Origin of the sequence: Pseudomonas sp. BP8, assembly GCF_017875955.1 — a bacterium.
Taxonomy (GTDB): domain Bacteria; phylum Pseudomonadota; class Gammaproteobacteria; order Pseudomonadales; family Pseudomonadaceae; genus Aquipseudomonas.
Genome location: NZ_JAGINK010000001.1, coordinates 637010 through 660224, shown reverse-complemented (window position 1 = coordinate 660224; position 23215 = coordinate 637010). Strand labels below are relative to the sequence as shown.

At 63.1% G+C, this 23215-nt stretch carries 23 protein-coding genes and 1 pseudogene; 15 read left to right on the top strand and 9 right to left on the bottom strand.

Annotated elements, in window-relative coordinates; translation table 11 throughout:
* Positions 1–162: 162 nt before the first annotated feature.
* Entirely contained in the window at positions 163–1455 is a 1293-nt protein-coding gene (locus tag J3B00_RS02915; protein ID WP_209863425.1) for an FAD-binding oxidoreductase, read from the top strand.
* A gap of 382 nt (positions 1456–1837) precedes the next feature.
* On the opposite strand, the gene J3B00_RS02910 is transcribed toward J3B00_RS02915, so the two are convergent.
* Complete coding sequence (locus J3B00_RS02910) at positions 1838–2068, bottom strand: DUF1127 domain-containing protein (RefSeq protein WP_209863423.1); 231 nt, start codon at positions 2066–2068, stop codon at positions 1838–1840.
* A gap of 178 nt (positions 2069–2246) precedes the next feature.
* Here J3B00_RS02910 and J3B00_RS02905 point away from each other — a divergent pair, with 178 nt between their 5' ends.
* Positions 2247–3677: a PLP-dependent aminotransferase family protein gene (locus tag J3B00_RS02905; protein ID WP_209863420.1), complete on the top strand. Its 1431-nt coding sequence runs from the start codon at positions 2247–2249 to the stop codon at positions 3675–3677.
* 59 nt (positions 3678–3736) lie between these two features.
* Positions 3737–5293 (top strand): phospholipase D family protein, encoded by a 1557-nt coding sequence (locus tag J3B00_RS02900; protein WP_209863417.1) that lies wholly within the window; start codon positions 3737–3739, stop codon positions 5291–5293.
* Between the two features lie 95 nt (positions 5294–5388).
* Here the strand turns inward: J3B00_RS02900 and J3B00_RS02895 are convergent, their stop codons facing one another.
* The gene (locus tag J3B00_RS02895) at positions 5389–6528 is read right to left on the bottom strand and encodes an MFS transporter (RefSeq protein WP_209863414.1); all 1140 of its coding nucleotides are present in this window, start codon (positions 6526–6528) and stop codon (positions 5389–5391) included.
* A gap of 190 nt (positions 6529–6718) precedes the next feature.
* Positions 6719–8212, bottom strand: a complete 1494-nt coding sequence (locus tag J3B00_RS02890) for an aldehyde dehydrogenase (RefSeq protein WP_209863411.1) — start codon at positions 8210–8212, stop codon at positions 6719–6721.
* Positions 8213–8407: 195 nt separating this feature from the next.
* Here J3B00_RS02890 and J3B00_RS02885 point away from each other — a divergent pair, with 195 nt between their 5' ends.
* The gene (locus J3B00_RS02885) at positions 8408–8767 is read left to right on the top strand and encodes a cupin domain-containing protein (RefSeq protein ID WP_209863408.1); all 360 of its coding nucleotides are present in this window, start codon (positions 8408–8410) and stop codon (positions 8765–8767) included.
* A 97-nt stretch (positions 8768–8864) separates the two neighbouring features.
* Positions 8865–9065, top strand: a complete 201-nt coding sequence (locus J3B00_RS02880; RefSeq protein ID WP_209863404.1) for a hypothetical protein — start codon at positions 8865–8867, stop codon at positions 9063–9065.
* Positions 9066–9354: 289 nt separating this feature from the next.
* Here J3B00_RS02880 and rpmG read toward each other — a convergent pair whose 3' ends face one another.
* Positions 9355–9510 (bottom strand): 50S ribosomal protein L33, encoded by a 156-nt coding sequence (gene rpmG, locus J3B00_RS02875; protein ID WP_021702025.1) that lies wholly within the window; start codon positions 9508–9510, stop codon positions 9355–9357.
* A gap of 11 nt (positions 9511–9521) precedes the next feature.
* Positions 9522–9758, bottom strand: coding sequence for a 50S ribosomal protein L28 (rpmB, locus tag J3B00_RS02870; RefSeq protein WP_023629974.1), 237 nt, complete (start codon positions 9756–9758; stop codon positions 9522–9524).
* 361 nt (positions 9759–10119) lie between these two features.
* Here rpmB and J3B00_RS02865 point away from each other — a divergent pair, with 361 nt between their 5' ends.
* Positions 10120–11712, top strand: coding sequence for an ABC transporter substrate-binding protein (locus J3B00_RS02865; protein WP_209863401.1), 1593 nt, complete (start codon positions 10120–10122; stop codon positions 11710–11712).
* 126 nt (positions 11713–11838) lie between these two features.
* Here the strand turns inward: J3B00_RS02865 and radC are convergent, their stop codons facing one another.
* Positions 11839–12519: a DNA repair protein RadC gene (radC, locus tag J3B00_RS02860; RefSeq protein WP_209863398.1), complete on the bottom strand. Its 681-nt coding sequence runs from the start codon at positions 12517–12519 to the stop codon at positions 11839–11841.
* Between the two features lie 126 nt (positions 12520–12645).
* Here radC and coaBC point away from each other — a divergent pair, with 126 nt between their 5' ends.
* The 7 genes and pseudogenes from coaBC (at position 12646) to J3B00_RS02825 (ending at position 18638) form a co-directional block, all read left to right on the top strand.
* The gene (gene coaBC, locus J3B00_RS02855) at positions 12646–13857 is read left to right on the top strand and encodes a bifunctional phosphopantothenoylcysteine decarboxylase/phosphopantothenate--cysteine ligase CoaBC (RefSeq protein WP_119137173.1); all 1212 of its coding nucleotides are present in this window, start codon (positions 12646–12648) and stop codon (positions 13855–13857) included.
* A 5-nt stretch (positions 13858–13862) separates the two neighbouring features.
* The gene (dut, locus tag J3B00_RS02850; protein ID WP_209863395.1) at positions 13863–14318 is read left to right on the top strand and encodes a dUTP diphosphatase; all 456 of its coding nucleotides are present in this window, start codon (positions 13863–13865) and stop codon (positions 14316–14318) included.
* 120 nt (positions 14319–14438) lie between these two features.
* Positions 14439–15827, top strand: a pseudogene (locus J3B00_RS02845) (phosphomannomutase/phosphoglucomutase); the annotation flags it as partial.
* 30 nt (positions 15828–15857) lie between these two features.
* Positions 15858–16766, top strand: coding sequence for an acetylglutamate kinase (gene argB, locus J3B00_RS02840; RefSeq protein ID WP_209863389.1), 909 nt, complete (start codon positions 15858–15860; stop codon positions 16764–16766).
* A 169-nt stretch (positions 16767–16935) separates the two neighbouring features.
* The gene (locus J3B00_RS02835; RefSeq protein ID WP_209874543.1) at positions 16936–17595 is read left to right on the top strand and encodes a CsgG/HfaB family protein; all 660 of its coding nucleotides are present in this window, start codon (positions 16936–16938) and stop codon (positions 17593–17595) included.
* Between the two features lie 30 nt (positions 17596–17625).
* Entirely contained in the window at positions 17626–17982 is a 357-nt protein-coding gene (locus J3B00_RS02830) for a DUF4810 domain-containing protein (RefSeq protein WP_209863386.1), read from the top strand.
* A gap of 20 nt (positions 17983–18002) precedes the next feature.
* Positions 18003–18638 carry a DUF799 domain-containing protein gene (locus tag J3B00_RS02825; protein WP_348635978.1) on the top strand — a complete coding sequence of 212 codons (636 nt, stop codon included), beginning with the start codon at positions 18003–18005 and terminating at the stop codon, positions 18636–18638.
* A 73-nt stretch (positions 18639–18711) separates the two neighbouring features.
* Here the strand turns inward: J3B00_RS02825 and J3B00_RS02820 are convergent, their stop codons facing one another.
* Together J3B00_RS02820 and pyrE are read right to left on the bottom strand one after the other, a co-directional pair.
* Entirely contained in the window at positions 18712–18924 is a 213-nt protein-coding gene (locus J3B00_RS02820) for a hypothetical protein (protein ID WP_209863381.1), read from the bottom strand.
* An 886-nt stretch (positions 18925–19810) separates the two neighbouring features.
* Positions 19811–20452, bottom strand: coding sequence for an orotate phosphoribosyltransferase (gene pyrE, locus J3B00_RS02815; RefSeq protein WP_209863378.1), 642 nt, complete (start codon positions 20450–20452; stop codon positions 19811–19813).
* Positions 20453–20532: 80 nt separating this feature from the next.
* Here pyrE and J3B00_RS02810 point away from each other — a divergent pair, with 80 nt between their 5' ends.
* Positions 20533–21312, top strand: a complete 780-nt coding sequence (locus J3B00_RS02810) for an exodeoxyribonuclease III (protein ID WP_119137165.1) — start codon at positions 20533–20535, stop codon at positions 21310–21312.
* A gap of 73 nt (positions 21313–21385) precedes the next feature.
* Here J3B00_RS02810 and rph read toward each other — a convergent pair whose 3' ends face one another.
* Complete coding sequence (gene rph, locus J3B00_RS02805; protein WP_209863375.1) at positions 21386–22108, bottom strand: ribonuclease PH; 723 nt, start codon at positions 22106–22108, stop codon at positions 21386–21388.
* A 239-nt stretch (positions 22109–22347) separates the two neighbouring features.
* Between rph and J3B00_RS02800 the strand changes: the two genes are divergently transcribed.
* Positions 22348–23211, top strand: a complete 864-nt coding sequence (locus tag J3B00_RS02800; protein ID WP_209863372.1) for a YicC/YloC family endoribonuclease — start codon at positions 22348–22350, stop codon at positions 23209–23211.
* Positions 23212–23215 lie beyond the last annotated feature (4 nt).

Below are 23215 nucleotides of genomic sequence, written 5' to 3'. Positions count from 1 at the left end.
TGGGGCCGCTGCGCGGCCCATCGCGACACAAGGCCGCTCCCACAGGGTTGAGCGTCGACCTCAAAAGCGGCGCGATGCCTGTGGGCTAAGCCTCGCCGGTTGCCCCACTGCGAAGCCACGGCTTATCCTCGCCGTCCTCAACCAATTCCCCAGGGCCGCCCCATGATCCACAGCGCGCAGCACGCCGCCTCCTACTATGCCGCCAGCAGCGCGCCGCAACCTGACTACCCTGCCCTGCAAGGCCAGCACAGTGCCGACGTGTGCATCGTCGGTGGCGGCTATTCAGGCTTGAACACCGCCATCGAACTGGCCGAGCGTGGCCTCTCGGTGATTCTCCTCGAAGCCAACAAAATCGGCTGGGGCGCCAGTGGCCGCAATGGCGGTCAATTGATCCGCGGCGTCGGTCATGGCCTCGAGCAGTTCTTGCCGGTGGTTGGTGAACAAGGCGTGCGCAGCCTCAAGCTGATGGGCCTCGAGGCGGTGGACATCGTCCGCCAACGGGTCGAGCGCCACGCCATCGCCTGCGACCTGACCTGGGGCTATTGCGACCTGGCGAACAAACCTGGCGAGCTGCAAGGCTTCGCTGAAGACGCCGAAGAACTGCGCAGCCTCGGCTACGCCCATGAACTGCGCCTGGTGAGTGCCGAGCAGATCCATACCGTGGTCGACTCCGACCGTTACGTCGGCGGCCTGATCGATATGGGCTCGGGTCATCTCCATCCGCTCAACCTGGCGCTGGGTGAAGCCGCCGTCGCCACACAGTTGGGGGCCAGGCTGCACGAGCACTCGGCCGTCACCCGCATCGACTACGGCCCACAGGTGCAGGTGCACACCGCCACCGGCCAGGTTCGCGCCAAGACCTTGGTGCTGTGCTGCAACGCCTACCACAACGATCTCAACCGCGAACTGGGCGGTAAAGTGCTGCCGGCCGGCAGCTACATCATCGCCACCGAGCCGTTGGGCGAAGCCCGTGCGCGCGCCCTGTTGCCGCAGAACATGGCCGTCTGTGACCAGCGCGTGGCCCTCGACTACTACCGCCTCTCGGCCGACCATCGGCTGTTGTTCGGCGGCGCCTGTCATTATTCCGGGCGTGACCCGCAAGACATCGCCGGCTACATGCGGCCCAAGCTGCTCAAGGTCTTCCCGCAGCTGGCCGACGTGCGTATCGACTATCAATGGGGCGGCATGATCGGCATCGGCGCCAACCGCCTGCCGCAGATCGGCCGGCTGGCCAGCCAGCCCAACGTGTATTACGCCCAGGCCTACTCGGGCCATGGACTGAATGCCACTCACCTGGCCGGGCGCCTGCTTGGCGAGGCCATCAGTGGCCAGCAAAGCGGGCGTTTCGACCTGTTCGCCAAGGTGCCACACATCACCTTCCCGGGCGGCAAGCACCTGCGTTCACCGTTGTTGGCGCTTGGGATGCTGTGGCACAGGCTGAAGGAACTGGTCTGATCGCGAGCGACACTCTCTCTCTGTAGGAGCGGGCTTGCCCCGCGAAACCGGCGCAGCCGGCGCCATACACCTCGGTGCCTGGACCGGCCTCTTCGCGGGGCAAGCCCGCTCCTACAGGGGGCTGCGCTGCCCGAAACAGGGTCGTCCCGCGCCTGTTCCCGGCTCAGGCCGACATCGCGAGTTGCGCGTCATGGGATGCCGTGTCACAGGCTGAAGGAACTGGTCTGATCGCGAGCGATACACATTCCCTGTAGGAGCGGGCTTGACCCGCGAAACCGGCGCAGCCGGTGCCATACACCACGGTGCCTGGACCGGCCTCTTCGCGGGGCAAGCCCGCTTACAGGGGACTGCGCTGCCCGAAACAGGGTCGGTGCAACACCACTCAATCCTTCCAGAAAGGCTTACGCCCCTCGATCCGCGCCTGCTCCCAGCTCAGGCCGACATCGCGCAGCTGCGCGTCATCCAGCTGCAGCAACGCCCGGCGGGTAGTCCAGCGGTGCAGCATCAGGCTGAACCGCCCCAGGCCAGCGGGCGCATTGGAGACACGTGGCTGTTGCCCTGACTCAAGCTCTTTGGCCAACAGTTGCAAGCGCACATCGCTGAAACCACCCATTGCTGCACCCTCCTCATCTGATCAAACCGTGGAGAAAGCATGCGCGCGGGTGGCCTGCCTGATACAGATGCAAACATTCTTTATTATTTCGATACAGAATTGGCGATTGCGCTGCTGAATGCTGTATTTTCGGCCCATCTGTACTGGTCCTAGATCGCGTTTTCTGCGGGAGTATGCCGTGACCCTCTACCTGAACCTCGCCGAGCTGCTCGGCGCCCGTATCGAGCAAGGCCTGTACCGCCCAGGCCAGCGCCTACCCTCGGTGCGCGCCCTGAGCCTGGAGCACGGGGTCAGCCTGAGTACCGTGCAGCAGGCCTACCGCATGCTAGAAGACAACGGCCTGGTGGCGCCAAAGCCCAAGTCCGGCTACTTCGTCACTGAACATCGCAGCCTGCCCGCCTTGCCTGCCGTCAGCCGGCCAGCCCAGCGGCCAGTGGATATCTCTCAGTGGGAGCAGGTGCTGGAGCTGGTCCGCAGTACCCCAGAACCGGGAGTGATCCAGCTCGGCCGCGGCATGCCCGACGTCACCAGCCCGACCCTCAAGCCACTGCTGCGTAGCCTCGCCCAGCTCAGCCGACGCCAAGACATGCCTGGGCTGTATTACGACAACATTCACGGCAACCTGGCCCTGCGCGAGCAGATCGCCCGGCTGATGCTCGACTCCGGCTGCCATTTGAGCCCCGCCGAACTGGTGGTGACCACCGGCTGCCACGAGGCGCTGTCGACCAGCATTCGCGCCGTGTGTGTACCAGGCGACATCGTCGCGGTCGACTCACCCAGCTTCCACGGCGCCATGCAGACCCTCAAGGGCCTGGGCATGAAGGCCCTGGAAATCCCTACCGACCCGATCACCGGGATCAGCCTCGAGGCGCTCGAACTGGCGCTGGAGCAGTGGCCGATCAAGCTCATCCAGATCACCCCGAGCTGCAACAACCCGCTGGGCTACATCATGCCCGAAGCACGCAAGAAGGCCCTGCTGACCCTCGCCCAGCGCTATGACGTGGCGATCCTCGAAGATGACGTGTATGGCGACCTGGCCTACACCTACCCGCGCCCGCGCACGGTCAAGTCGTTCGACGAGGACGGCCGCGTGCTGCTGTGCAGTTCGTTTTCCAAGACCCTCGCACCCGGCCTGCGGATCGGCTGGGTAGCACCCGGGCGTTACCTGGAACGGGTGCTGCACATGAAGTACATCAGCACCGGCAGCACCTCCGCCCAGCCGCAGCTGGCGATTGCCGACTTCATCGAAGCGGGTCATTACCACCCGCACGTGCGGCGCATGCGCAGCCAGTACCAGCGTGGCCGTGACCTGATGAGCGACTGGGTGGCGCGTTATTTCCCGCCGGGCACCCGCGCCAGCCGGCCTCAGGGCGGCTTCATGCTGTGGCTCGAGCTGCCGGAAAGTTTCGACACGCTACGCCTCAACCGGGCTTTACTTGAGCAAGGGGTACAGATTGCCGTTGGCAGTATCTTCTCCGCCTCGGGCAAGTACCGGCACTGCCTGCGCATGAACTATGCGGCGCGGCCAACTGCCGAAATCGAGGCCGCGGTACGCAAGGTCGGCGAAACCGCCCTTCGTCTACTGGTCGAGGAACACCCCGAGGCGTAACTTTGCGCCGCCTTCCGTGGTCAATAGCGCATTGGCCTTTTGCTGCACAGGACGACTATTTGAGACTCCAGCGAGCTCTGCCTCTGTTGCTGGTGCTGTTGCTCGGCCTTTCGGGCTGCGCCAGCGTCAGTACCCCCCGTGAAGTCAGCCAGGCGCTGCCCGCCAACGAGTCGCCCTTTGGCCGCTCGGTGCTACGCCAGGCTGCGCCCTACGAGGGGCGCTCGGGGTTTCGCCTGCTGCCCAACAGCAACGAAGCGTTCCGCGCCCGCGCCGAGCTGATTCGCAATGCCCAGACGAGCATCGACCTGCAGTACTACATCGTCCATGACGGCCTCAGCACGCGGGCGCTGGTCCACGAACTGCTGCGCGCCGCCGACCGTGGCGTGCGCGTGCGCATCCTGCTCGACGACACCACCAGCGACGGCCTCGACACCCTGATCGGCACCCTCGCCGCCCACCCGAACATCGACATCCGCGTGTTCAACCCGCTCAACCTGGGCCGCAGCACCGGCGTCACCCGCGCCATGGGGCGTCTGTTCAACCTGTCGCGGCAGCACCGGCGCATGCACAACAAGCTGTTCCTGGTCGACAACAGCATGGCCATCGTCGGCGGGCGTAACCTGGGTGACGAGTATTTCGACGCCGAGCCCAACCTGAACTTCACCGACATCGACCTGCTCGGCGTCGGCCCCGTGGCCGAGCAGCTCGGGCACGGCTTTGACCAGTACTGGAACAGCGCCCTGAGCCGGCCGATCGGCGACTTCCTCTGGCGCCAGCCCGACGCAGACGACCTGCACGCCAGCCGTCAGCGGCTTGAAGTGTGGCTGGCCGAGGCGCGCATCAAGCGCAAGGCCTTGTATGACCGGCTCATGGCCTATCAGTCCGAGCCGCGCCTGGACATCTGGCGCAACGAACTGATCTGGGCGCACAGCCAGGCGCTGTGGGATGCACCGAGCAAGGTCCTGGCCCGTGATGAGCCCGACCCGCACCTGCTGATGACCCAACAGTTGGCACCCGACCTGAACAATGTCCAGCACGAGCTGATCCTGGTCTCGGCCTACTTCGTCCCCGGCGAGTCGGGTTTGCTGTACCTGACCAGCCACGCCGACGCGGGCATCTCGGTCAGGCTGCTGACCAACGCACTGGAAGCTACCGACGTGCCCGCCGTGCATGGCGGCTATGCGCCGTACCGAAGGGCGCTGCTCGAGCATGGGGTGCAGCTGTATGAATTGCGTCGGCAACCGGGCGACCCCAGTGCCAGCCGCGGCCTGAATTTCCATGGCGGCTCGGACTCCAGCCTGCACAGCAAGGCGATCGTGTTTGACCGGCACAAGACGTTCATCGGCTCGTTCAACTTCGACCCGCGTTCGGTACTGTGGAATACCGAGGTGGGGGTGCTGGTGGACAGCCCGGAGCTGGCCGAGTACACCCGTGAACTGGCGCTGCAGGGCATGGCGCCCGCGTTGAGTTACCAACCGACGCTGGTCGACGGCAAGATGGTCTGGGTGACCGAAGACAATGGCCAGCGGCATATGCTGACCACTGAACCTGGCGGGATGTGGCGGCGGTTCAATGCCTGGATCAGCAAGGCGGTGGGGTTGGAGAAGATGCTTTGAGCTGAAATCGCTGGGGCCGCTCCCACAAGGGCCTGCGCTGTATCTGTGGGAGCGGCCTTGTGTCGCGATGGGGCGCGCAGCGGCCCCAGGATCTATCAGGCAGACGCCGGCTCGAAAGCGCCCTTGCGCCGCGTCAGCACCACCAACCCCGCCGCGCCGACTGCCATCAGCAACGGCAACGCATGGCCGCTGATCCACTGGCTCCCAGCCCCGGCCAGCAACGGCCCAAGCAGGCAACCAATCCCCCACAGCTGCGCCACATGGGCGTTCGCCCGCACCAGCGCATCATCCCGATAGCGCTCGCCGATGAGGATCAGCGACAGCGTGAACAAGCCGCCGGCACTGGCTCCGAACAGCACCCACACCGGCCAGATCAGCGCGGTGTCCAGGAGCAACGGAATCGCCAGGCTGGATACCATCAAGGTCACCGCACAGCCACTGAACAACGTCTGCCGCGACATCTTGTCGGCCAGCGCACCAATCGGCAGTTGCAGCACCGCATCGCCCACCACCACGGTGCTGACCATGAACAACGCGATCTCTGCCGAAAAGCCCTGCTGCAGGCAATACACCGGGAGCAAGGTAAGGATCATCGCCTCGAACGCGGCGAACAAGGCAATGGCCCAGGCGATCACCGGCAGCCGCCGGCAGAAGGCGGCCAGGTCCCTGAAGGTGACGCTATAGGCTTCGGTGGTCGGCGCTCCACCGCGGCCCAACAGCAGCAACGGCGCCACGATCAACAGTCCGGTGGCAGCCCAGAAGCCGAAGTCGTCATCCGAGCCGAGAAAGCCCAGCACCAGCGGCCCGGCTAGCTGGCTCAGCGCATAGCTGCTGCCATACAGCGCGACCAGGCGGCCGCGCCACTGCTCGACGACCAGTTGGTTGATCCAGCTTTCGCCAAGGATGAACACCACGGTCAGTGACATACCGATCAGCAAACGCAGCGCCAGCCACAGCGGATAGCTCGGCAACAGCGCCACCAGGCCAATCGACAGTGCCCCGCCCCACAAGCACAGACGCATCGCCGCAGGCACCCCGACCCAGCCGGCGAGCCGGCTGGCCAGGCTCGCGCCGATCAGTACGCCGACCGCCGGCATTGCCGCCATGACGCCGATGGCGAAGCTGCCGTAGCCCCAACCTTCCAGGCGCAAGGACACCAGCGGCATGCTCACGCCAAGCGCCAGACCAACACTGAGCACCGACGCCAGCACGGCAAAGTAGGTCGCCCACCGCATGACTGCCTCCCAGGCAAAAAATCGTTGAATGACAGAGACGACACAGCCGGGACGGCAGAGGGCCGGCCCGGCTGTGGTGGCATCTTCGCGGGGCAAGCCCGCGCCTACAGTGACGGCGTCGCAGTAATGTACGACGCAATTCCTGTAGGAGCGGGCTTGCCCCGCGAAAGGCTGTGCAACAGCCCCGCTTTTACAGCTTGATCCAGGTCGCCTTCAGCTCGGTGTACTTCTCAAGCGCATGCAGCGACTTGTCGCGGCCGTTACCCGACTGCTTGAAGCCACCGAACGGCGCGGTCATGTCGCCGCCGTCGTACTGGTTGACCCAGACGCTGCCAGCGCGCACGGCACGGGCGGTTTTATGCGCCTTGGAGATGTCCGAGGTCCAGATGCCCGCCGCCAGACCGTACGGCGTGTCGTTGGCAATGGCGATGGCTTCTTCGGCGGTGTCGAAGGTGATCACCGACAGCACCGGGCCAAAGATTTCTTCCTGAGCGATCTTCATGGCATTGGTCACGCCATCGAAGATGGTCGGTTCGACATAGGTGCCGCCCGTCTCTTCAAGGATGCGCTTGCCACCGGCCAGCAGCGTGGCGCCGTCCTGATGCCCGGCATCGATGTACGACAGCACGGTGTTCATCTGCTGGGTGTCGACCAGGGCGCCGACGGTGGTCGCCGGGTCCAGCGGGTTGCCCGGCTTCCAGGCCTTGAGCGCCTCGACGACCAGCGGCAGGAATTTATCCTTGATCGAACGCTCGACCAGCAGACGCGAACCTGCGGTGCAAACCTCGCCCTGGTTGAAGGCGATAGCGCTGGCGGCGGACTCGGCAGCAGCCTGCAGATCAGGCGCATCGGCAAAGACGATGTTCGGGCTCTTGCCACCGGCTTCCAGCCAGACGCGCTTCATGTTCGATTCGCCGGCATAGATCATCAATTGCTTGGCGATCTTGGTAGAACCGGTGAACACCAGGGTGTCGACGTCCATGTGCAGGGCCAGGGCCTTGCCAACGGTGTGGCCGTAGCCTGGCAGCACGTTGAGCACGCCAGCCGGAATCCCGGCTTCGATCGCCAGTTGGGCGATGCGGATGGCGGTCAGCGGCGACTTCTCGGACGGCTTGAGCACCACCGAGTTACCGGTGGCCAGCGCCGGGCCGAGCTTCCAGCAGGCCATCAGCAGCGGGAAGTTCCACGGCACGATGGCGCCGACCACACCCACTGGCTCGCGGGTAACCAGACCAAGCTGGTCGTGCGGGGTCGGCGCAACTTCGTCGTAGACCTTGTCGATGGCTTCGGCATTCCAGTGCAGGGCTTGCGCCGCGCCTGGGACGTCGATGCTCGAGGAGTCGCCGATCGGCTTGCCCATGTCGAGGGTTTCCAGCAGCGCCAGCTCTTCGACATTTTTGCGCAGCAGTTCGGCGAAGCGGATCAGCTTGGCCTTGCGCTTGGCCGGGGCCAGGCGCGACCAGACACCGGAATCAAAGGTGGCGCGGGCGTTTTCGACGGCGCGGTTGGCGTCGGCCAGATCGCAGCTGGCAACCTTGGCCAGGAAGCGTCCGTCCACCGGGCTCAGGCAGTCGAAGGTTTCAGCGGAGGCGGCGTCGGTGTATTCACCGTTGATGAAGGCACGGCCTTCGATCTTCAGTTGCTGGGCACGCTGTTCCCAGTCCGCACGAGTCAGGGTGGTCATACGAAACTCCTCCTCTTGTTAAGGTGCAGCGCCGCACTGGAGACTCACGGGCGCTGTCAGAAATTCTGGCCGGGCGACTAACGCACACAGGCACCCGTAACCCTAAACCAGCCCGTGCAAACTATCAATATATTTGACACGAACGGCCTAAAAGCCTACTGATGTGCATTTTATTAAACAACAAGAGGGCTAATCATGAGCATCAAGAGCATTGTCGACTTCGCCCAGGTACTGACCGAAGCGGAGCGCTACCGCCCGGCGGCGGAGAAAATCCTCAAGGGTGAGCCCGATCAGACCGTCTACAACCACTACGCCAGCCCCTGTGGTCAATTTGCCGCGGGCGTGTGGGAAGGTGCGGTTGGTCAATGGACGGTGAACTACACCGAGCACGAGTACTGCGAGATCGTCCAGGGCGTGTCGGTGCTGCGCGATGACGCTGGCGAGGCCAAGACCTTGCGTGCCGGTGATCGGTTCGTGATCCCGGCCGGGTTTACCGGCACCTGGGAGGTGCTCGAACCCTGCCGCAAGATCTACGTGATGTTCGAACAGAAGTGATTGCCCAGGTTAGCGTGGTGACTATGTACCGCTGATCGGCAGGCCAGCAGGTGAATCATCAAGGCGTCCAATCCAGGACACTTCACGGAGATTCACCATGACCACCGATATCCTCGCCCCTGCCCGTCATGTGATTGGTTCGCAGTATGTAGAAAGCGTCAAACCCTACATTCTCGAACTCACCAACATGACCTATGCTGCCGGCCCTCGCGACATCACCACCAAGGACATACGCTCCGACCGGGTGATGATCGGCGTCGATGGCAACGGCGCGATTGATCGCCTGCAGATCGCCTGATTCAAGCTGGCCAGTCTGTAGCAGGAAAGGGGCGCTCCAGGTGAGCGCCCCTTTTTTAGTTGTTGGGGGGGATGAGCTGTTGGCTTGGCTGGACTTGGCAGGCTTAGGCATTGTGGGCTTATCCATTTGATGTGGTGGCGCCACTGGCCCCAGCCCCAGACCCACCATCCCCCGGCAACCCGTAAAGAACCCTTTGATTGCGGAGCACTAACCCGCTGCCTTCTTATTCAGCCAGGCATAAAAAAACCCGCTTCCGTGAAGAAGCGGGTTTTTCAGGTTGCCGGATCAATTACTTGATCTTGGCTTCCTTGTAGGTCACGTGCTTACGGACGACCGGATCATATTTCTTGATCTCGATCTTGTCCGGGGTGGTGCGCTTGTTCTTGTCGGTGGTGTAGAAGTGGCCAGTGCCAGCACTCGATACCAGACGGATCAATTCACGCATGATGCTCTCCCTTAAACCTTGGCGCCGGCACGGCGGATGTCAACCAGAACGGCATCAATGCCGCGCTTGTCGATGATACGCATGCCCTTGGCGGAAACGCGCAGACGCACGAAACGCTTCTCGGATTCAACCCAGAAACGGTGGTGCTGCAGGTTTGGCAGGAAACGACGACGGGTTTTGTTGTTTGCGTGGGAAATGTTATTCCCAGTCACCGGACCCTTACCGGTAACTTGACAGACTCTCGACATGCCTCAGCCCTCTAAAACCACATGCCCAACCCGGCATGGGTTGGCCGCTTAATCTCTCAGTCTATGGCGCCAGGCGCCGTGTTTCCGGGGGTCTTATCGACCGGATCCGCTTTCGCGACAGAGCGAGCCCCTAGAAAAGAGCGCTGCTTTATACCAGAAAGACTCGGCCACAACAACAGAAGATGAGTATCTGCGAGGGGCCAAGCGAGTGCGGCCAGCATAGCGACTAGGCCCGCGCGCTGTCGACCGCTCGTCGCAGGGATTGTAAAAAAGGATGTGGTCATTTGCCAACGCGCGCACTAGGGTAGGACGTTTCCAGACTGCACTGGCAGATGGGCCACTGACCAGCCAAGGAGCTTTGATGCGCGCCGCCGCCCTTTCCCTGTTGTTCTCTTCCAGCCTGTTGTTCTGCGGCCTTGCCCAGGCAGCGCCGCTCGTCGTCTGCACCGAGGCCAGCCCGGAAGGCTTCGACGTGGTCCAGTACAACTCGCTGACCACCACCAACGCCTCGGCCGACGTGCTGATGAACCGCCTGGTGGAGTTCGACGCGACGAATGGCAAGGTGGTACCGAGCCTGGCCCTCAGCTGGACGGTCTCGGCCGACGGCCTGGTGTACGACTTCAAGCTCCGTGATGACGTCAAATTCCACAACACGGCGTATTTCAAGCCGAGCCGCGAGCTGAACGCCGACGACGTGCTGTTCAGCTTCCAGCGCATGCTCTACCCCGCCCATGCCTGGCACAAGACCGCCGCCGGCGGCTATCCGCATGCGCAGTCGCTGCAACTGGGCAGCCTGATCAAGTCGATCGACGCGCCCGACCCGCACAGCGTGCGTTTCACCCTGAGCCACCCGGACGCGACCTTCCTGGCCACCCTGAGCATGGGCTTTGCCTCGATCTACTCGGCCGAGTACGCCGACAAGCTGCTCAAGGCGGGCACCCCTGAGAAGCTCAACAGCCAACCTGTGGGTACCGGGCCGTTTGTCTTCAAACGTTTCCAGAAGGACGCCCAGGTCCGCTTCGATGCCAACGCCGAGTACTTCGCCGGCAAGCCGGCGGTGGGCCCGCTGATCTACGCGATCACCACGGACGCCAACGTGCGCTTGCAGAAGCTCAAGCGTGGCGAGTGCCAGGTGGCGCTGTCGCCCAAGCCACTGGACATCGCCGAAGCCGGCAAGGACGACAACCTCAAGGTCGCCACTACCCCGGCCTTCATGACCGCCTTTGTCGCCATCAACAGCCAGCACCCGCCACTGGACAAGCCTGAAGTACGCCAGGCGATCAACCTGGCGTTCGACAAGGCCAGCTACCTCAAGGCCGTGTTCGAAGGCACCGCCGTTGAGGCCGACGGCCCCTACCCGTCGACCACCTGGAGCTATGCCAAGGACCTGCCGGGCTACCCGACCGACCTGAACAAAGCCAAGGCCCTGCTGACCAAGGCCGGCCTGCCGGACGGTTTCACTACCACCATCTGGACCCGCCCTTCCGGCAGCCTGCTCAACCCCAACCCCAGCCTGGGCGCGCAGATGCTTCAGGCCGACCTGGCCAAGATCGGCATCAAGAGCGAGATCCGCGTGATCGAATGGGGTGAACTGATCCGCCGCGCCAAGGCCGGCGAACATGACCTGCTGTTCATGGGCTGGGCGGGTGATAACGGTGACCCGGACAACTTCCTCACGCCGCAGTTTTCCTGTGCAGCGGTGAAGTCCGGGACCAACTTCGCGCGCTTCTGCGACAGCCGCCTGGATCAGCTGATCAGCGCTGGGCGTACCACCAACGACCAGAGTGTGCGCAGCCGGCTGTACCAGCAGGCGCAGGCGTTGATCCAGCAGCAGGCGCTGTGGCTGCCGCTGGCGCATCCGACCGCCGCGACCTTGTTGCGCCAGGGGGTTGAGGGGTATCAGGTGAACCCGTTTGGGCGGCTGGATTTCAGCAAGGTGTCGGTGACGCGCTGACACCATTGGCTGGCGGTGGTTGAACCGGCCTCTTCGCGGGGCAAGCCCGCTCCTACAGGATTTGCAGCGCTGCAAACCCTGTAGGAGCGGGCTTGTCCCGCGAAGAGGCCGGCACTGGCTCGCAGATCAGCACGCCAGCCACCCATGTTCGAGCATCGACAGCGGCTCGCCGTCGCCGATGATCACATGATCCAGCACCCGCACATCGATCAGCGCCAGCCCGCGCTTGAGCGACAAGGTCATGTGCACATCATCCTGACTCGGTTCGCAATTCCCCGAAGGATGGTTGTGACACAGAATCAGCGCCGCCGCATTGTGCAGCAACGACCGACGCACCACCTCGCGGGGATAGATACTGGCGCGGTCGATGGTGCCGCGAAAGAGAATCTCGAACGCCAGCGGCCGGTGCTTGGAATCCAGGAACAGGCAGCCGAACACCTCGCTGGGCTCATGGCGCAGCATCGATTTCAGATAGCGACGAACCGCCAGCGGGCTCTCCAGGGCGGGCGCGCGCTCGATGGTTTCGTCCAGATAGCGCCGGCCGATCTCGAGCAACGCCTGTAATTGGGCATACTTCACCGGCCCCATCCCTGGCGCCTGCAGCACGGCACTGCGCTGCGCCTCGAGAAACTGTCTCAGCCCTCCAAAGCGCCCCAACAGCCCGCGCGCCAGGTCGACCACGTTCTGCCCCGCGACCCCTGAACCTAGCAGCACGGCGAGCAATTCGGCGTCCGACAGGCTCCCCGCCCCCTTGTGCAGCAATTTCTCTCTTGGCCGTTCGTTTACCGGCCACTCCCTGATGTTCATCGCTGCTCCTTGGCTCATACTGCGGCGCGTTTGGGCCCTGTGGTAATCTATTTCGCTTCGTAAATGCGACGATCTGCCGCAGGCCTTCTTCGTCGTCGCCCGTTTTCACTGGAAAAAGGCAAGCTTATGCAGCGGCTGTATCGCAAGCGCATCGTTCTCGGCGTGGGTGGCGGCATCGCCGCCTACAAGAGCGCCGAGCTGATTCGCCGACTCCTGGAACACGGCGCGCAGGTGCGCGTCGTCATGACCCGCGGCGGTGCCGAGTTCATCACGCCACTGACCCTGCAGGCCCTGTCCGGCCATCCGGTGCACATGGATCTGCTCGACCCAGCCGCCGAAGCGGCCATGGGCCACATCGAGCTGGCCAAATGGGCCGACCTGGTGCTGATCGCCCCGGCCACCGCTGACGTCATGGCGCGCATGGCCCAAGGCATGGCCAACGACCTGCTGACCACCCTGGTGCTGGCTACCGACGCCACCGTGGCCGTAGCCCCGGCGATGAACCAGGCCATGTGGCGCGACCCGGCCACCCAGGCCAACCTCGAGCTGCTACAGAGCCGTGGCATCCAGGTGTTCGGCCCGGCCTCCGGCAGCCAGGCCTGTGGCGACGTCGGCCTGGGCCGCATGCTCGAAGCGGCCGACCTGGCCTGGTGCGCCGCGGAAAGCTTCAAGCGCCAGGCACTGACCGGCAAACACGTGCTGATCACCGCCGGGCCGACCCAGGAAAACATCGACCCGGTGCGCTACATCACCAATCATAGCTCCGGCAAGATGGGCTTTGCCCTGGCCGAAGCGGCTGCCGAAGCCGGGGCTCGGGTGACCCTCGTCACCGGTCCCGTGCACCTGCAGACCCCGGACCGGGTCAACCGGATCGACGTGGTCAGCGCGCGGGACATGCTCGCGGCCTGTGAAGCGGCTATGCCCTGCGACCTGTTCATCGCCTCGGCAGCGGTCGCGGACTACCGCCCAGAAGTAGTCGCCACGCAAAAACTCAAGAAAGATCCTACGACCGGCGACGGCATGCTGCTGCAGATGGTGCGCAATCCGGATATCCTTGCCACCCTGGCTGGCCGAGCCGATCGGCCGTTCAGCGTCGGCTTTGCCGCCGAGACCGAACACTTGCTCGATTACGCCACGCGCAAGCTCAAGGACAAGAACCTCGACCTGATCGTCGCCAATGATGTGGCCAACCCCAGCATCGGCTTCAACAGCGAGGAGAACGCCTTGACCGTGATCGACCGCCAGCAGCACCAGACCCTCTTCGCGCAGACCAGCAAGGGCAAGATCGCCCGTCAGCTGGTTGCTTTTATCGCCGAACGACTCAATCAGGTTCAATAAGTTACATGCACGCTCTTCAAGCCAAGATTCTCGACCCGCGCATTGGCGCCGAATTTCCCCTGCCGCAGTACGCCACCCCCGGCTCCGCCGGCCTGGACCTGCGCGCCATGCTCAAGGAGGACACCGTCCTCGAGCCGGGCCAGACCCTGCTGATCCCCACCGGCCTGTCGATCTACGTCGGCGACCCGGGCCTGGCCGCGCTGATCCTGCCGCGCTCGGGCCTGGGCCATAAGCACGGCATCGTGCTCGGCAACCTGGTCGGCCTGATCGACTCGGACTACCAGGGCGAGCTGATGGTGTCCTGCTGGAACCGCGGCAACACGCCGTTCACCATCGCCATCGGCGAGCGCATCGCGCAGCTGGTGCTGGTGCCTGTGGTACAGGCGCATTTCGACATCGTCGAAGCCTTCGACGAGAGCCAGCGCGGTGCTGGCGGCTTCGGCCATTCGGGTAGCCACTGACGCCCGGATAACGACCGTTCACGCCAAGGATGGCGAACTCTCTGGCAAAAGTGCCGTCCAAGCGTGCAATTCGCGCCTACCCAGAAGCCTTTGATAGTGGAGCACCCAGAGATGAACGATACGGCCCAGCTGGTCCCCAACTTGCCCGAGAGCATCTTCCGCGCCTATGACATCCGCGGCATCGTCGGCAAGAACCTGCACGCCGAGACCGCCTACTGGATCGGCCGCGCCATCGGTGCACAGACCCTGTCTCAGGGCGAACCCAACATCTCCGTCGGCCGCGATGGTCGCCTGTCCGGCCCGATGCTGGTCGAGCAACTCATCCAGGGCCTGGTTGACGCCGGTTGCACGGTCAGCGACGTCGGCCTGGTGCCGACGCCAGCGCTGTACTACGCCGCCAATGTGCTGGCTGGCACGTCCGGGGTCATGCTCACCGGCAGCCACAACCCGTCCGACTACAACGGCTTCAAGATCGTCATCGCTGGCGACACCCTGGCCAACGAACAGATCCAGGCCCTGCTGACCCGCTTGAAGACCGACGATTTGACCCGCGGTGAAGGCCGTGTGGAAAAAGTCGAGATCCTCGCCCGTTACTACGACCAGATCACCGCCGACATTCAGCTGCAAAAGCCGCTCAAGGTCGTGGTCGACTGCGGCAACGGCGCTGCCGGGGTGATTGCCCCACAACTGATCGAAGCCCTGGGCTGTGAAGTGATCCCGCTGTTCTGCGAGGTCGACGGTAACTTCCCCAACCACCACCCGGACCCGGGCAAGCCGGAAAACCTGGTAGACCTGATCGCCAAGGTCAAGGAAGTCGGCGCCGATATCGGCCTGGCCTTCGACGGTGACGGCGACCGCGTCGGCGTGGTGACCAACACCGGTACCATCGTCTACCCCGACCGCCTGCTGATGCTGTTCGCCCAGGACGTGCTGTCGCGCAATCCGGGTGCCGAGATCATCTTCGACGTCAAATGCACCCGTCGCCTGACCCCGCTGATCGAACAGCACGGCGGCCGCGCGCTAATGTGGAAGACCGGTCACTCGTTGATCAAGAAGAAGATGAAACTGACCGGTTCGTTGCTCGCGGGCGAGATGAGCGGGCACATTTTCATCAAGGAACGCTGGTACGGCTTCGACGACGGCATCTACAGTGCCGCGCGCCTGCTGGAGATCCTCAGCAAGGCCGGCCAGGACGCCGAAAGCCTGTTTGCGGCGTTCCCTGACGATATTTCCACGCCGGAAATCAATATTGATGTGACCGACGAGGGTAAATTCAGCATCATTGATGCACTGCAACGCGACGCCGACTGGGGCGAAGCCAACCTGACCACCATCGACGGTGTGCGGGTCGACTACGCCCATGGCTGGGGCCTGGTACGCGCCTCCAACACCACACCGGTGCTGGTGCTGCGCTTCGAGGCCGACAGCGAGGCCGAATTGCAACGTATCAAGGATGTTTTCCGCGCCCAGTTGCTGCGAGTTGCCCCTGACCTGCAACTGCCGTTCTGACCGACTATCTGTTCCTTACAGGAGCCCTGCATGACCCTCGATCGCGATGCCGCTTCCCATGTAGCCGAGGTTTTGTCCGAAGCGCTGCCCTACATTCGCCGCTTTGTCGGCAAGACCCTGGTGATCAAGTACGGCGGCAACGCGATGGAGAGCGAAGAGCTCAAAACCGGTTTCGCCCGTGACATCGTGCTGATGAAGGCCGTCGGCATCAACCCGGTGGTCGTGCACGGTGGCGGCCCGCAGATCGGCGACCTGCTCAAGCGCCTGTCGATCGAAAGCCACTTCATCGACGGCATGCGCGTGACCGACTCGGCGACCATGGACGTGGTGGAGATGGTCCTCGGTGGCCAGGTCAACAAGGACATCGTCAACCTGATCAACCGTCACGGCGGCAGCGCCATCGGCCTGACCGGCAAGGACGCGGAACTGATCCGCGCCAAGAAGCTCACCGTGTCGCGCCAGACCCCTGAGATGACCACCCCGGAAATCATCGACATCGGCCACGTTGGCGAAGTGGTCGGGGTCAACACCGACCTGCTCAACATGCTGGTCAAGGGCGACTTCATTCCGGTGATCGCGCCCATCGGCGTCGGCGCCAACGGTGAGTCGTACAACATCAACGCCGACCTGGTCGCGGGCAAGGTTGCCGAGGCACTCAAGGCCGAGAAGCTGATGCTGCTGACCAACATTGCCGGCTTGATGGACAAGCAGGGCCAGGTCCTGACCGGCCTGACCACCGAGCAGGTCAACGAGCTGATCGCCGACGGGACCATCTACGGCGGCATGCTGCCGAAGATCAAATGTGCACTGGAAGCGGTCCAGGGTGGCGTGCAGAGCTCGCACATCATCGACGGTCGCGTGCCTAATGCGGTGCTGCTGGAGATCTTCACCGACAGCGGCGTGGGTACCCTGATTACCAACCACAAGCGTCATATCTGATAGTTCTTGGGGCTGCTTTGCGGCCCATCGCGGGGCAAGCCCGCTCCTACGCATAGCTCGCACCACTCGGGCTGCGTGGGAGCGGGCTTGCCCGCGATGGGCTGCAAAGCAGCCCCATGCAGTTCATTCACCTTGGAGAAATCGCGTGAAATACGCATCACACGGACTCGTGCTGGCAGCCGCCCTGGCTGTCGGGTCCCTGGCTGGCTGTGCCGCCACTGAAACATCCACCGCCGTTGCCGTACAACAGGTCGAGAGCGTCAACCGCCCGTACAGCGGCTTGCGCACGCCCATTGCCGTAGGCAAGTTCGATAACCGCTCCAGCTATATGCGCGGGATCTTCTCCGACGGCGTCGACCGCCTCGGCGGGCAGGCCAAGACCATCCTGATCACCCACCTGCAGCAGACCAACCGCTTCAACGTGCTCGATCGCGACAACATGAGCGAGATCCAGCAGGAAGCCGCCATCAAAAAGCAGCTGCAGAAGCTCAAGGGCGCAGACTTCGTGGTCACCGGCGACGTCACCGAGTTCGGCCGCAAGGAAGTCGGCGACCATCAGCTGTTCGGTATCCTCGGCCGCGGCAAGACCCAGATTGCCTACGCCAAAGTAGCCCTGAACATCGTCAACATCAGTACCTCGGAAGTGGTCTATTCGAGCCAGGGCGCCGGCGAATACGCGCTCTCCAACCGCGAGATCATCGGCTTCGGCGGCACCGCCAGCTACGACTCGACGCTCAATGGCAAGGTCCTCGACCTGGCCATGCGCGAAGCGGTGAACAAATTGGTTGATGCCGTCGACAGCGGTCAATGGAAGCCTCAAGCCCAGTAAACGGCCCAGCACGACAAGGAAGACAGTCCCATGCGCATCACCCTCCCCGCCGCCGGCCTCGTGCTGGGCGGCCTACTGCTGGCTGGCTGCAATTCGCACAAGACCCTCTACCAGTGGGAAAGCTATCAGCCGCAGGTCTACGAGTACTTCAAGGGCCAGTCCAAGGAAGAGCAGGCGATCGCCCTCGAGCGCGACCTGGAAAAGATCAAGGCCAAGAACGGCGCGGTGCCGCCGGGCTACCACGCGCAGCTGGGCCTGATCTATTCGAGCCTGGGCAAGGATGACCAGATGATCCAGCAGTTCCAGACCGAGAAGGCCCTGTTCCCGGAGTCGACCGCCTACATGGACTTTTTGATGAGTAACGCCCGGCAAGGAGCCAAACAGTGATCAAGCGCCTCTCCCAACTAATCGTCGGCGCCTGTGTGCTGGCCCTGTTCGCGGGCTGTGCCGAGCGCAAGACCATCGACTACTCGGCCTACAAGCAGAGCCGGCCGAAGTCGATCCTGATCCTGCCGCCGCTGAACGACTCGCCTGACGTCAAGGCCACCTACAGCATGCTGTCGCAGGTGACCTACCCGCTGGCCGAAGCCGGTTACTACGTGATGCCGGTGGCCTTGGTGGATGAAACTTTCCGCCAGAACGGCATGACCACTCCAGCCGACATTCACCAGTTGCCGACCACCAAGCTGCACGAGATCTTCGGCGCCGATGCCGGCCTGTACGTGACGGTGAGCGACTATGGCACCCGCTACATGGTGATTAGCAGCGCGACCATCGTCACCGCCAATGCCAAGCTGGTCGACCTCAAGACCGGCGCCACCTTGTGGACCGGTAGCGCCACCGCGTCGAGCGAAGAAGGCCGGCAGAACCAGGGCGGCGTAATTGGCTTGCTGGTGGCCGCGGCGATCAACCAGATCATCAGTAGCGTGCAGGACGACGCCGGCTACCCGATCGCCGGGATGACCAGTGCCCGCCTGCTGTCGCCGTATCCGAATGGCGGCATCCTGTACGGGCCGCGTTCGCCCAAGTACGGCACTGATTGAACCTCAGTGCAGAGGGCACGAAAAAGGCGACCTAGTCTTAAGTGGCCGGCATTGCCCTAACAGGTCGCCTGGTTTATTGGTTCTTCACGGATTGTTGGGGGAGATGATTTGTGGGCTTGGCTTGGCTTGGCTTGGCTTGGCTTGGCTTGGCTTGGCTTGGCTTGGCTTGGCTTGGGAATTGTGGGCTTATCCATTTGATGTTGTGGCTTTTCTGGCCCCTTCCGCCCTTACGGCGGGTCACTTTTTTTCTTGGAAAAAAGTAACCAAAAACCGCTTGCTCCTGCATCCGGCCCTCCGCTGCGCTGCGGGTTCCCTCACTCCGGTCTTGCTCCGGGAGGACCGCGCTGTACGGCCCATCCTGGGCCTCAGCGCTTTCCGGCCATCCATGGCCTCCACCTCCCTGCGCAAGACCTCCACTCGGCCTCCTGACGTCGCGAAGTTACGGGTGGCGTCTGAGCTGGCGTTGTCTTCGATAGTGGCAGGTGTGGTGGATATTCGGACCTCTTCGCGGGGCAAGCCCGCTCCTACAGGATTTGCGCCGAATTCAAAATCTGCGCAATCCCTGTAGGAGCGGGCTTGTCCCGCGAAGAGGCCGGTACAGCCAATGCAAATCGCAGGGCGCAGCCCTGCCAGCCACCCCACAAATCCGCTGGTGAATAAACAAAGCGAGAGCGCAGCGATTCGCCAGCCGTTGCCCTGGCTGTTGACCTTGCTCTTGATCTACAGCGACTTCAGGAGGCCGAGCGCAGGGCTTGCGCAGGGAGGTGGAGGCCATGGATGGCCGCAAAGCGCTGAGGCCCAGGATGGGCCGTACAGCGCGGTGCTCCCGGAGCAAGACCGGAGCGAGGGGACCCGCAGCGCAGCGGAGGGCCGTATGTGGGAGCCAGCGGTTTTTGGTTACTTTTTTCCAAGAAAAAAATTAACCCGCCGTAAGGGCCATCCCTTTCAAGGTCTCTGCATTTTTCTGAATTTTTCTTTGGCTTGAGCTCGCCAAGCGCACTTTCAGAACACCTTGAAAGGGATGGCCGTAAGGGCGGAAGGGGCCAGCAGCGCCACCCCATCAAATGGATAAGCCGCCAACCGAAAAGCCCCAAACCCAGCCCCCGCCCACCCGCGAATAACCTAAAAAAAAAGGCGACCCACACAGGTCGCCGTCTTTCTACCCGCGATCCTCAGATCCCGTACTGCGCCCGATACGCCTCTACCGCAGGCAGATGCTGCTTGAGCTGCGGATCATCGGCAAGGAACTCCAGCACCTGGGTCAGCGAAACGATGCTGACCACCGGAATACCGAAGTCACGCTCCACTTCCTGGATCGCCGACAGCTCGCCATTGCCGCGCTCTTCGCGGTTCAGCGCGATCAATACACCCGCGGCGGTGGCCTGCTGGGCACTGATGATCTGCATGACCTCACGGATCGCAGTACCGGCAGTGATCACATCATCGATGATCAGCACATTACCTTCGAGCGGCGCACCAACCAGGCTGCCGCCTTCGCCATGGGCCTTGGCTTCCTTGCGGTTGAAGCACCACGGCACGTCGAGCTGATGCCGGTCGGCCAAGGCCACCGCCGTGGCCGAAGCCAGCGGAATACCTTTGTACGCAGGGCCAAACAACACGTCGAAGGGGATCTTGCTGTCGACGATGGCCGCCGCGTAGCAACGCCCCAGTTCGGCCAAGGCCGAGCCGCTGTTGAACAGGCCCGCATTGAAGAAGTACGGGCTGGTACGCCCCGATTTCAGGGTGAACTCACCGAAGCGCAGTACGCCGCGATCGATGGCAAAACGGATGAAGTCGCGCTGATACGGCTGCATGAAGAGTCCCAGACACCACGGATTTAGCTAAATGAGTTGAGCTCGGGTATCATACACGCACGAGATTTTTGGGGCCATTTATGCGGATCATCAGTGTGAACGTTAATGGTATTCAGGCTGCGGCCGAGCGTGGTTTGCTCAGCTGGCTACAAGCCCAGAATGCCGACGTCATCTGCCTTCAGGATACCCGCGCCTCGGCCTTTGAACTCGACGACCCAGCTTTCCAGCTCGATGGCTATTTCCTTTATGCCTGCGATGCAGAGGTGCCCGCCCAAGGTGGCGTGGCGCTCTACTCGCGGATGCAGCCCAAGGCAGTCATCACCGGCCTGGGCTTCGAGACAGCCGACCGTTACGGGCGTTACCTGCAAGCAGATTTCGACAAAGTCAGTATTGCCACCTTGCTGCTGCCTTCGGGCATGAACGGCGACGAAGACTTGAACCAGAAATTCAAGTTGATGGACGATTTCGGCAAGTACCTGGACAAGCAGCGCCGCAAGCGCCGCGAGTACATCTACTGCGGCTCGTTCTACGTCGCGCAGCAGAAGCTCGACATCAAGAACTGGCGCGACAGCCAGCAATCGCCAGGCTTCCTGCCGCCCGAGCGGGCGTGGATGGACTCGATTGTCGGCGACATGGGCTACGTCGATGCCCTGCGCGAAGTCAGCCGCGAAGGCGACCAGTACAGCTGGTGGCCGGACAACGAGCAGGCCGAGATGCTCAACTTGGGCTACCGGTTCGACTACCAGATCCTCACCCCAGGCCTGCGCCGCTTCGTGCGCAACGCGCGCCTGCCGCGCCAGCCGCGGTTCTCCCAGCATGCGCCACTGATCGTGGATTATGACTGGACGCTGACCATCTGATCACAGAGGTCAGCACCGGCAGCACAAAAAAAGGCGACCATCACGGTCGCCTTTTTTATCTCTACATCAGCAATCAGTCCGCCAGGGCGGCATTCTGCAGTTCGTAGATCTCGTTCATGCCCTTCTGCGCCAGCGCCAGCATGGCGTTGAAGTCTTCCGGCTGGAACGGCGCACCTTCAGCGGTGCCCTGCACTTCGATGAAACCGCCAGCGCTGGTCATCACCACGTTGAGGTCGGTCTCGGCGGCGGAGTCTTCCAGGTAGTCCAGGTCGAGCACAGCTTCGCCCTGGTACATGCCCACCGACACGGCGGCGATCATGTGCTTGAGCGGATCGCCGCCCTTGAGGCCGCCGCGCTTCTTGATCACGCGCAGGGCATCGACCAGGGCGACCATGGCGCCGGTGATCGACGCGGTCCGGGTGCCACCGTCGGCCTGGATCACGTCGCAGTCGACATACAGGGTGACTTCACCGAGCTTTTTCATGTCCAGCGCAGCGCGCAGGGAGCGACCGATCAGGCGCTGGATTTCCAGGGTGCGGCCACCCTGCTTGCCACGGCTGGCTTCACGCTGGTTACGCTCGCCAGTGGAGCGCGGCAGCATGCCGTATTCGGCGGTGACCCAACCTTGGCCCTGGCCTTTGAGGAAGCGGGGTACACCGTTTTCGACGCTGACCGTGCAGATGACTTTGGTGTCACCGAACTCGACCAGTACCGACCCCTCGGCGTGCTTGGTGTAGTTGCGGGTGATGCGGATCGAGCGGAGCTGATCGGCGGCGCGACCACTTGGACGTTTCATTTGGGATACCTGTACTGGGACTTGAATCTGCCGAGCATTATAAAGCCCGCAGCCCGACGAGGACATGCCTATCGTCGTGCCCCTGGCAGCCTGTCGCCTTTTCCCACCCAGGCGGGGGCTGCCTGTAACATGGGCGGCTGCCCCGGGTAAGTTGGGCGCCAGGGCCGCACTGCGCTACAATCCTGCGCCTTGCAGCCGAAAGGCTCCCCGTTCAACCATCTTTTGCGAGGTCCTCCCCCATGGTGCACAGCATGACCGCTTTTGCTCGTGTCGAGCGCGCCGGCAGCCAAGGCACCCTGGTCTGGGAGCTACGTTCGGTCAACCACCGTTACCTGGAACCGCACCTGCGCCTGCCCGAAGCCCTGCGCGACCTTGAAGGCGCAGTGCGCGAAGGCCTGCGCCAGGGTCTGTCGCGGGGCAAGGTCGAATGCACCCTGCGCCTTAATGAAGACAGCACCGGCAAACCGCTGCAGGTCGACCGTGAGCGCGCCGCGCAACTGGTCGCCGCCGCCGAGACGGTGGCCAGCCTGATCAAGCAGCCGGCGCCACTCAACCCCTTGGAAGTGCTGGCCTGGCCTGGTGTGCTGGTGGCTGACGCCAGCGACCCGCAGGCGCTCAACGCCGAAGCCGTGGCGCTGTTCAACGATGCCCTGCAGGAGCTCAAGGTCGGTCGCCAACGCGAAGGCCAGGAGCTGGCTCGGCTGATCAACGAGCGCCTGGACAACATGGCCACCGAGGTCACCACCCTGCGCGCGCTGGTGCCGCAGATGCTGGCGGCGCAGCGGCAGAAGATCCTCGACCGGTTCCACGACATGCAGGCCGAGCTCGACCCGCAGCGTCTGGAGCAAGAGATGGTCATGCTGGCGCAGAAAAGCGACGTCGCCGAAGAACTGGACCGTCTCAACACCCATATCATCGAAGTGCGGCGGGTACTCAAGTCCGCTGGCGCTGCGGGGCGCCGGCTGGATTTCCTCATGCAGGAGCTCAACCGAGAAGCCAACACCCTCGGCTCCAAGGCGTTCGACCCGCGCAGCACGCAGGCGGCGGTCAACCTCAAGGTGTTGATCGAACAGATGCGCGAACAAGTACAGAATATCGAGTAAGGCC

Coding starts and splice junctions, on each gene's coding strand:
- J3B00_RS02885 (WP_209863408.1), top strand. CDS start 8,408: ATGAGCATCAAGAGCATTGTCGACTTCGCCCAGGTACTGACCGAAGCG.
- rpmB (WP_023629974.1), bottom strand. CDS start 9,758: ATGTCGAGAGTCTGTCAAGTTACCGGTAAGGGTCCGGTGACTGGGAAT.
- J3B00_RS02895 (WP_209863414.1), bottom strand. CDS start 6,528: ATGCGGTGGGCGACCTACTTTGCCGTGCTGGCGTCGGTGCTCAGTGTT.
- pyrE (WP_209863378.1), bottom strand. CDS start 20,452: ATGCAGCCGTATCAGCGCGACTTCATCCGTTTTGCCATCGATCGCGGC.
- J3B00_RS02915 (WP_209863425.1), top strand. CDS start 163: ATGATCCACAGCGCGCAGCACGCCGCCTCCTACTATGCCGCCAGCAGC.
- rph (WP_209863375.1), bottom strand. CDS start 22,108: ATGAAACGTCCAAGTGGTCGCGCCGCCGATCAGCTCCGCTCGATCCGC.
- J3B00_RS02890 (WP_209863411.1), bottom strand. CDS start 8,212: ATGACCACCCTGACTCGTGCGGACTGGGAACAGCGTGCCCAGCAACTG.
- dut (WP_209863395.1), top strand. CDS start 13,863: ATGCACGCTCTTCAAGCCAAGATTCTCGACCCGCGCATTGGCGCCGAA.
- radC (WP_209863398.1), bottom strand. CDS start 12,519: ATGAACATCAGGGAGTGGCCGGTAAACGAACGGCCAAGAGAGAAATTG.
- J3B00_RS02810 (WP_119137165.1), top strand. CDS start 20,533: ATGCGGATCATCAGTGTGAACGTTAATGGTATTCAGGCTGCGGCCGAG.
- rpmG (WP_021702025.1), bottom strand. CDS start 9,510: ATGCGTGAATTGATCCGTCTGGTATCGAGTGCTGGCACTGGCCACTTC.
- J3B00_RS02800 (WP_209863372.1), top strand. CDS start 22,348: ATGGTGCACAGCATGACCGCTTTTGCTCGTGTCGAGCGCGCCGGCAGC.
- J3B00_RS02820 (WP_209863381.1), bottom strand. CDS start 18,924: ATGCAGGAGCAAGCGGTTTTTGGTTACTTTTTTCCAAGAAAAAAAGTG.
- J3B00_RS02880 (WP_209863404.1), top strand. CDS start 8,865: ATGACCACCGATATCCTCGCCCCTGCCCGTCATGTGATTGGTTCGCAG.
- coaBC (WP_119137173.1), top strand. CDS start 12,646: ATGCAGCGGCTGTATCGCAAGCGCATCGTTCTCGGCGTGGGTGGCGGC.
- argB (WP_209863389.1), top strand. CDS start 15,858: ATGACCCTCGATCGCGATGCCGCTTCCCATGTAGCCGAGGTTTTGTCC.
- J3B00_RS02865 (WP_209863401.1), top strand. CDS start 10,120: ATGCGCGCCGCCGCCCTTTCCCTGTTGTTCTCTTCCAGCCTGTTGTTC.
- J3B00_RS02910 (WP_209863423.1), bottom strand. CDS start 2,068: ATGGGTGGTTTCAGCGATGTGCGCTTGCAACTGTTGGCCAAAGAGCTT.
- J3B00_RS02830 (WP_209863386.1), top strand. CDS start 17,626: ATGCGCATCACCCTCCCCGCCGCCGGCCTCGTGCTGGGCGGCCTACTG.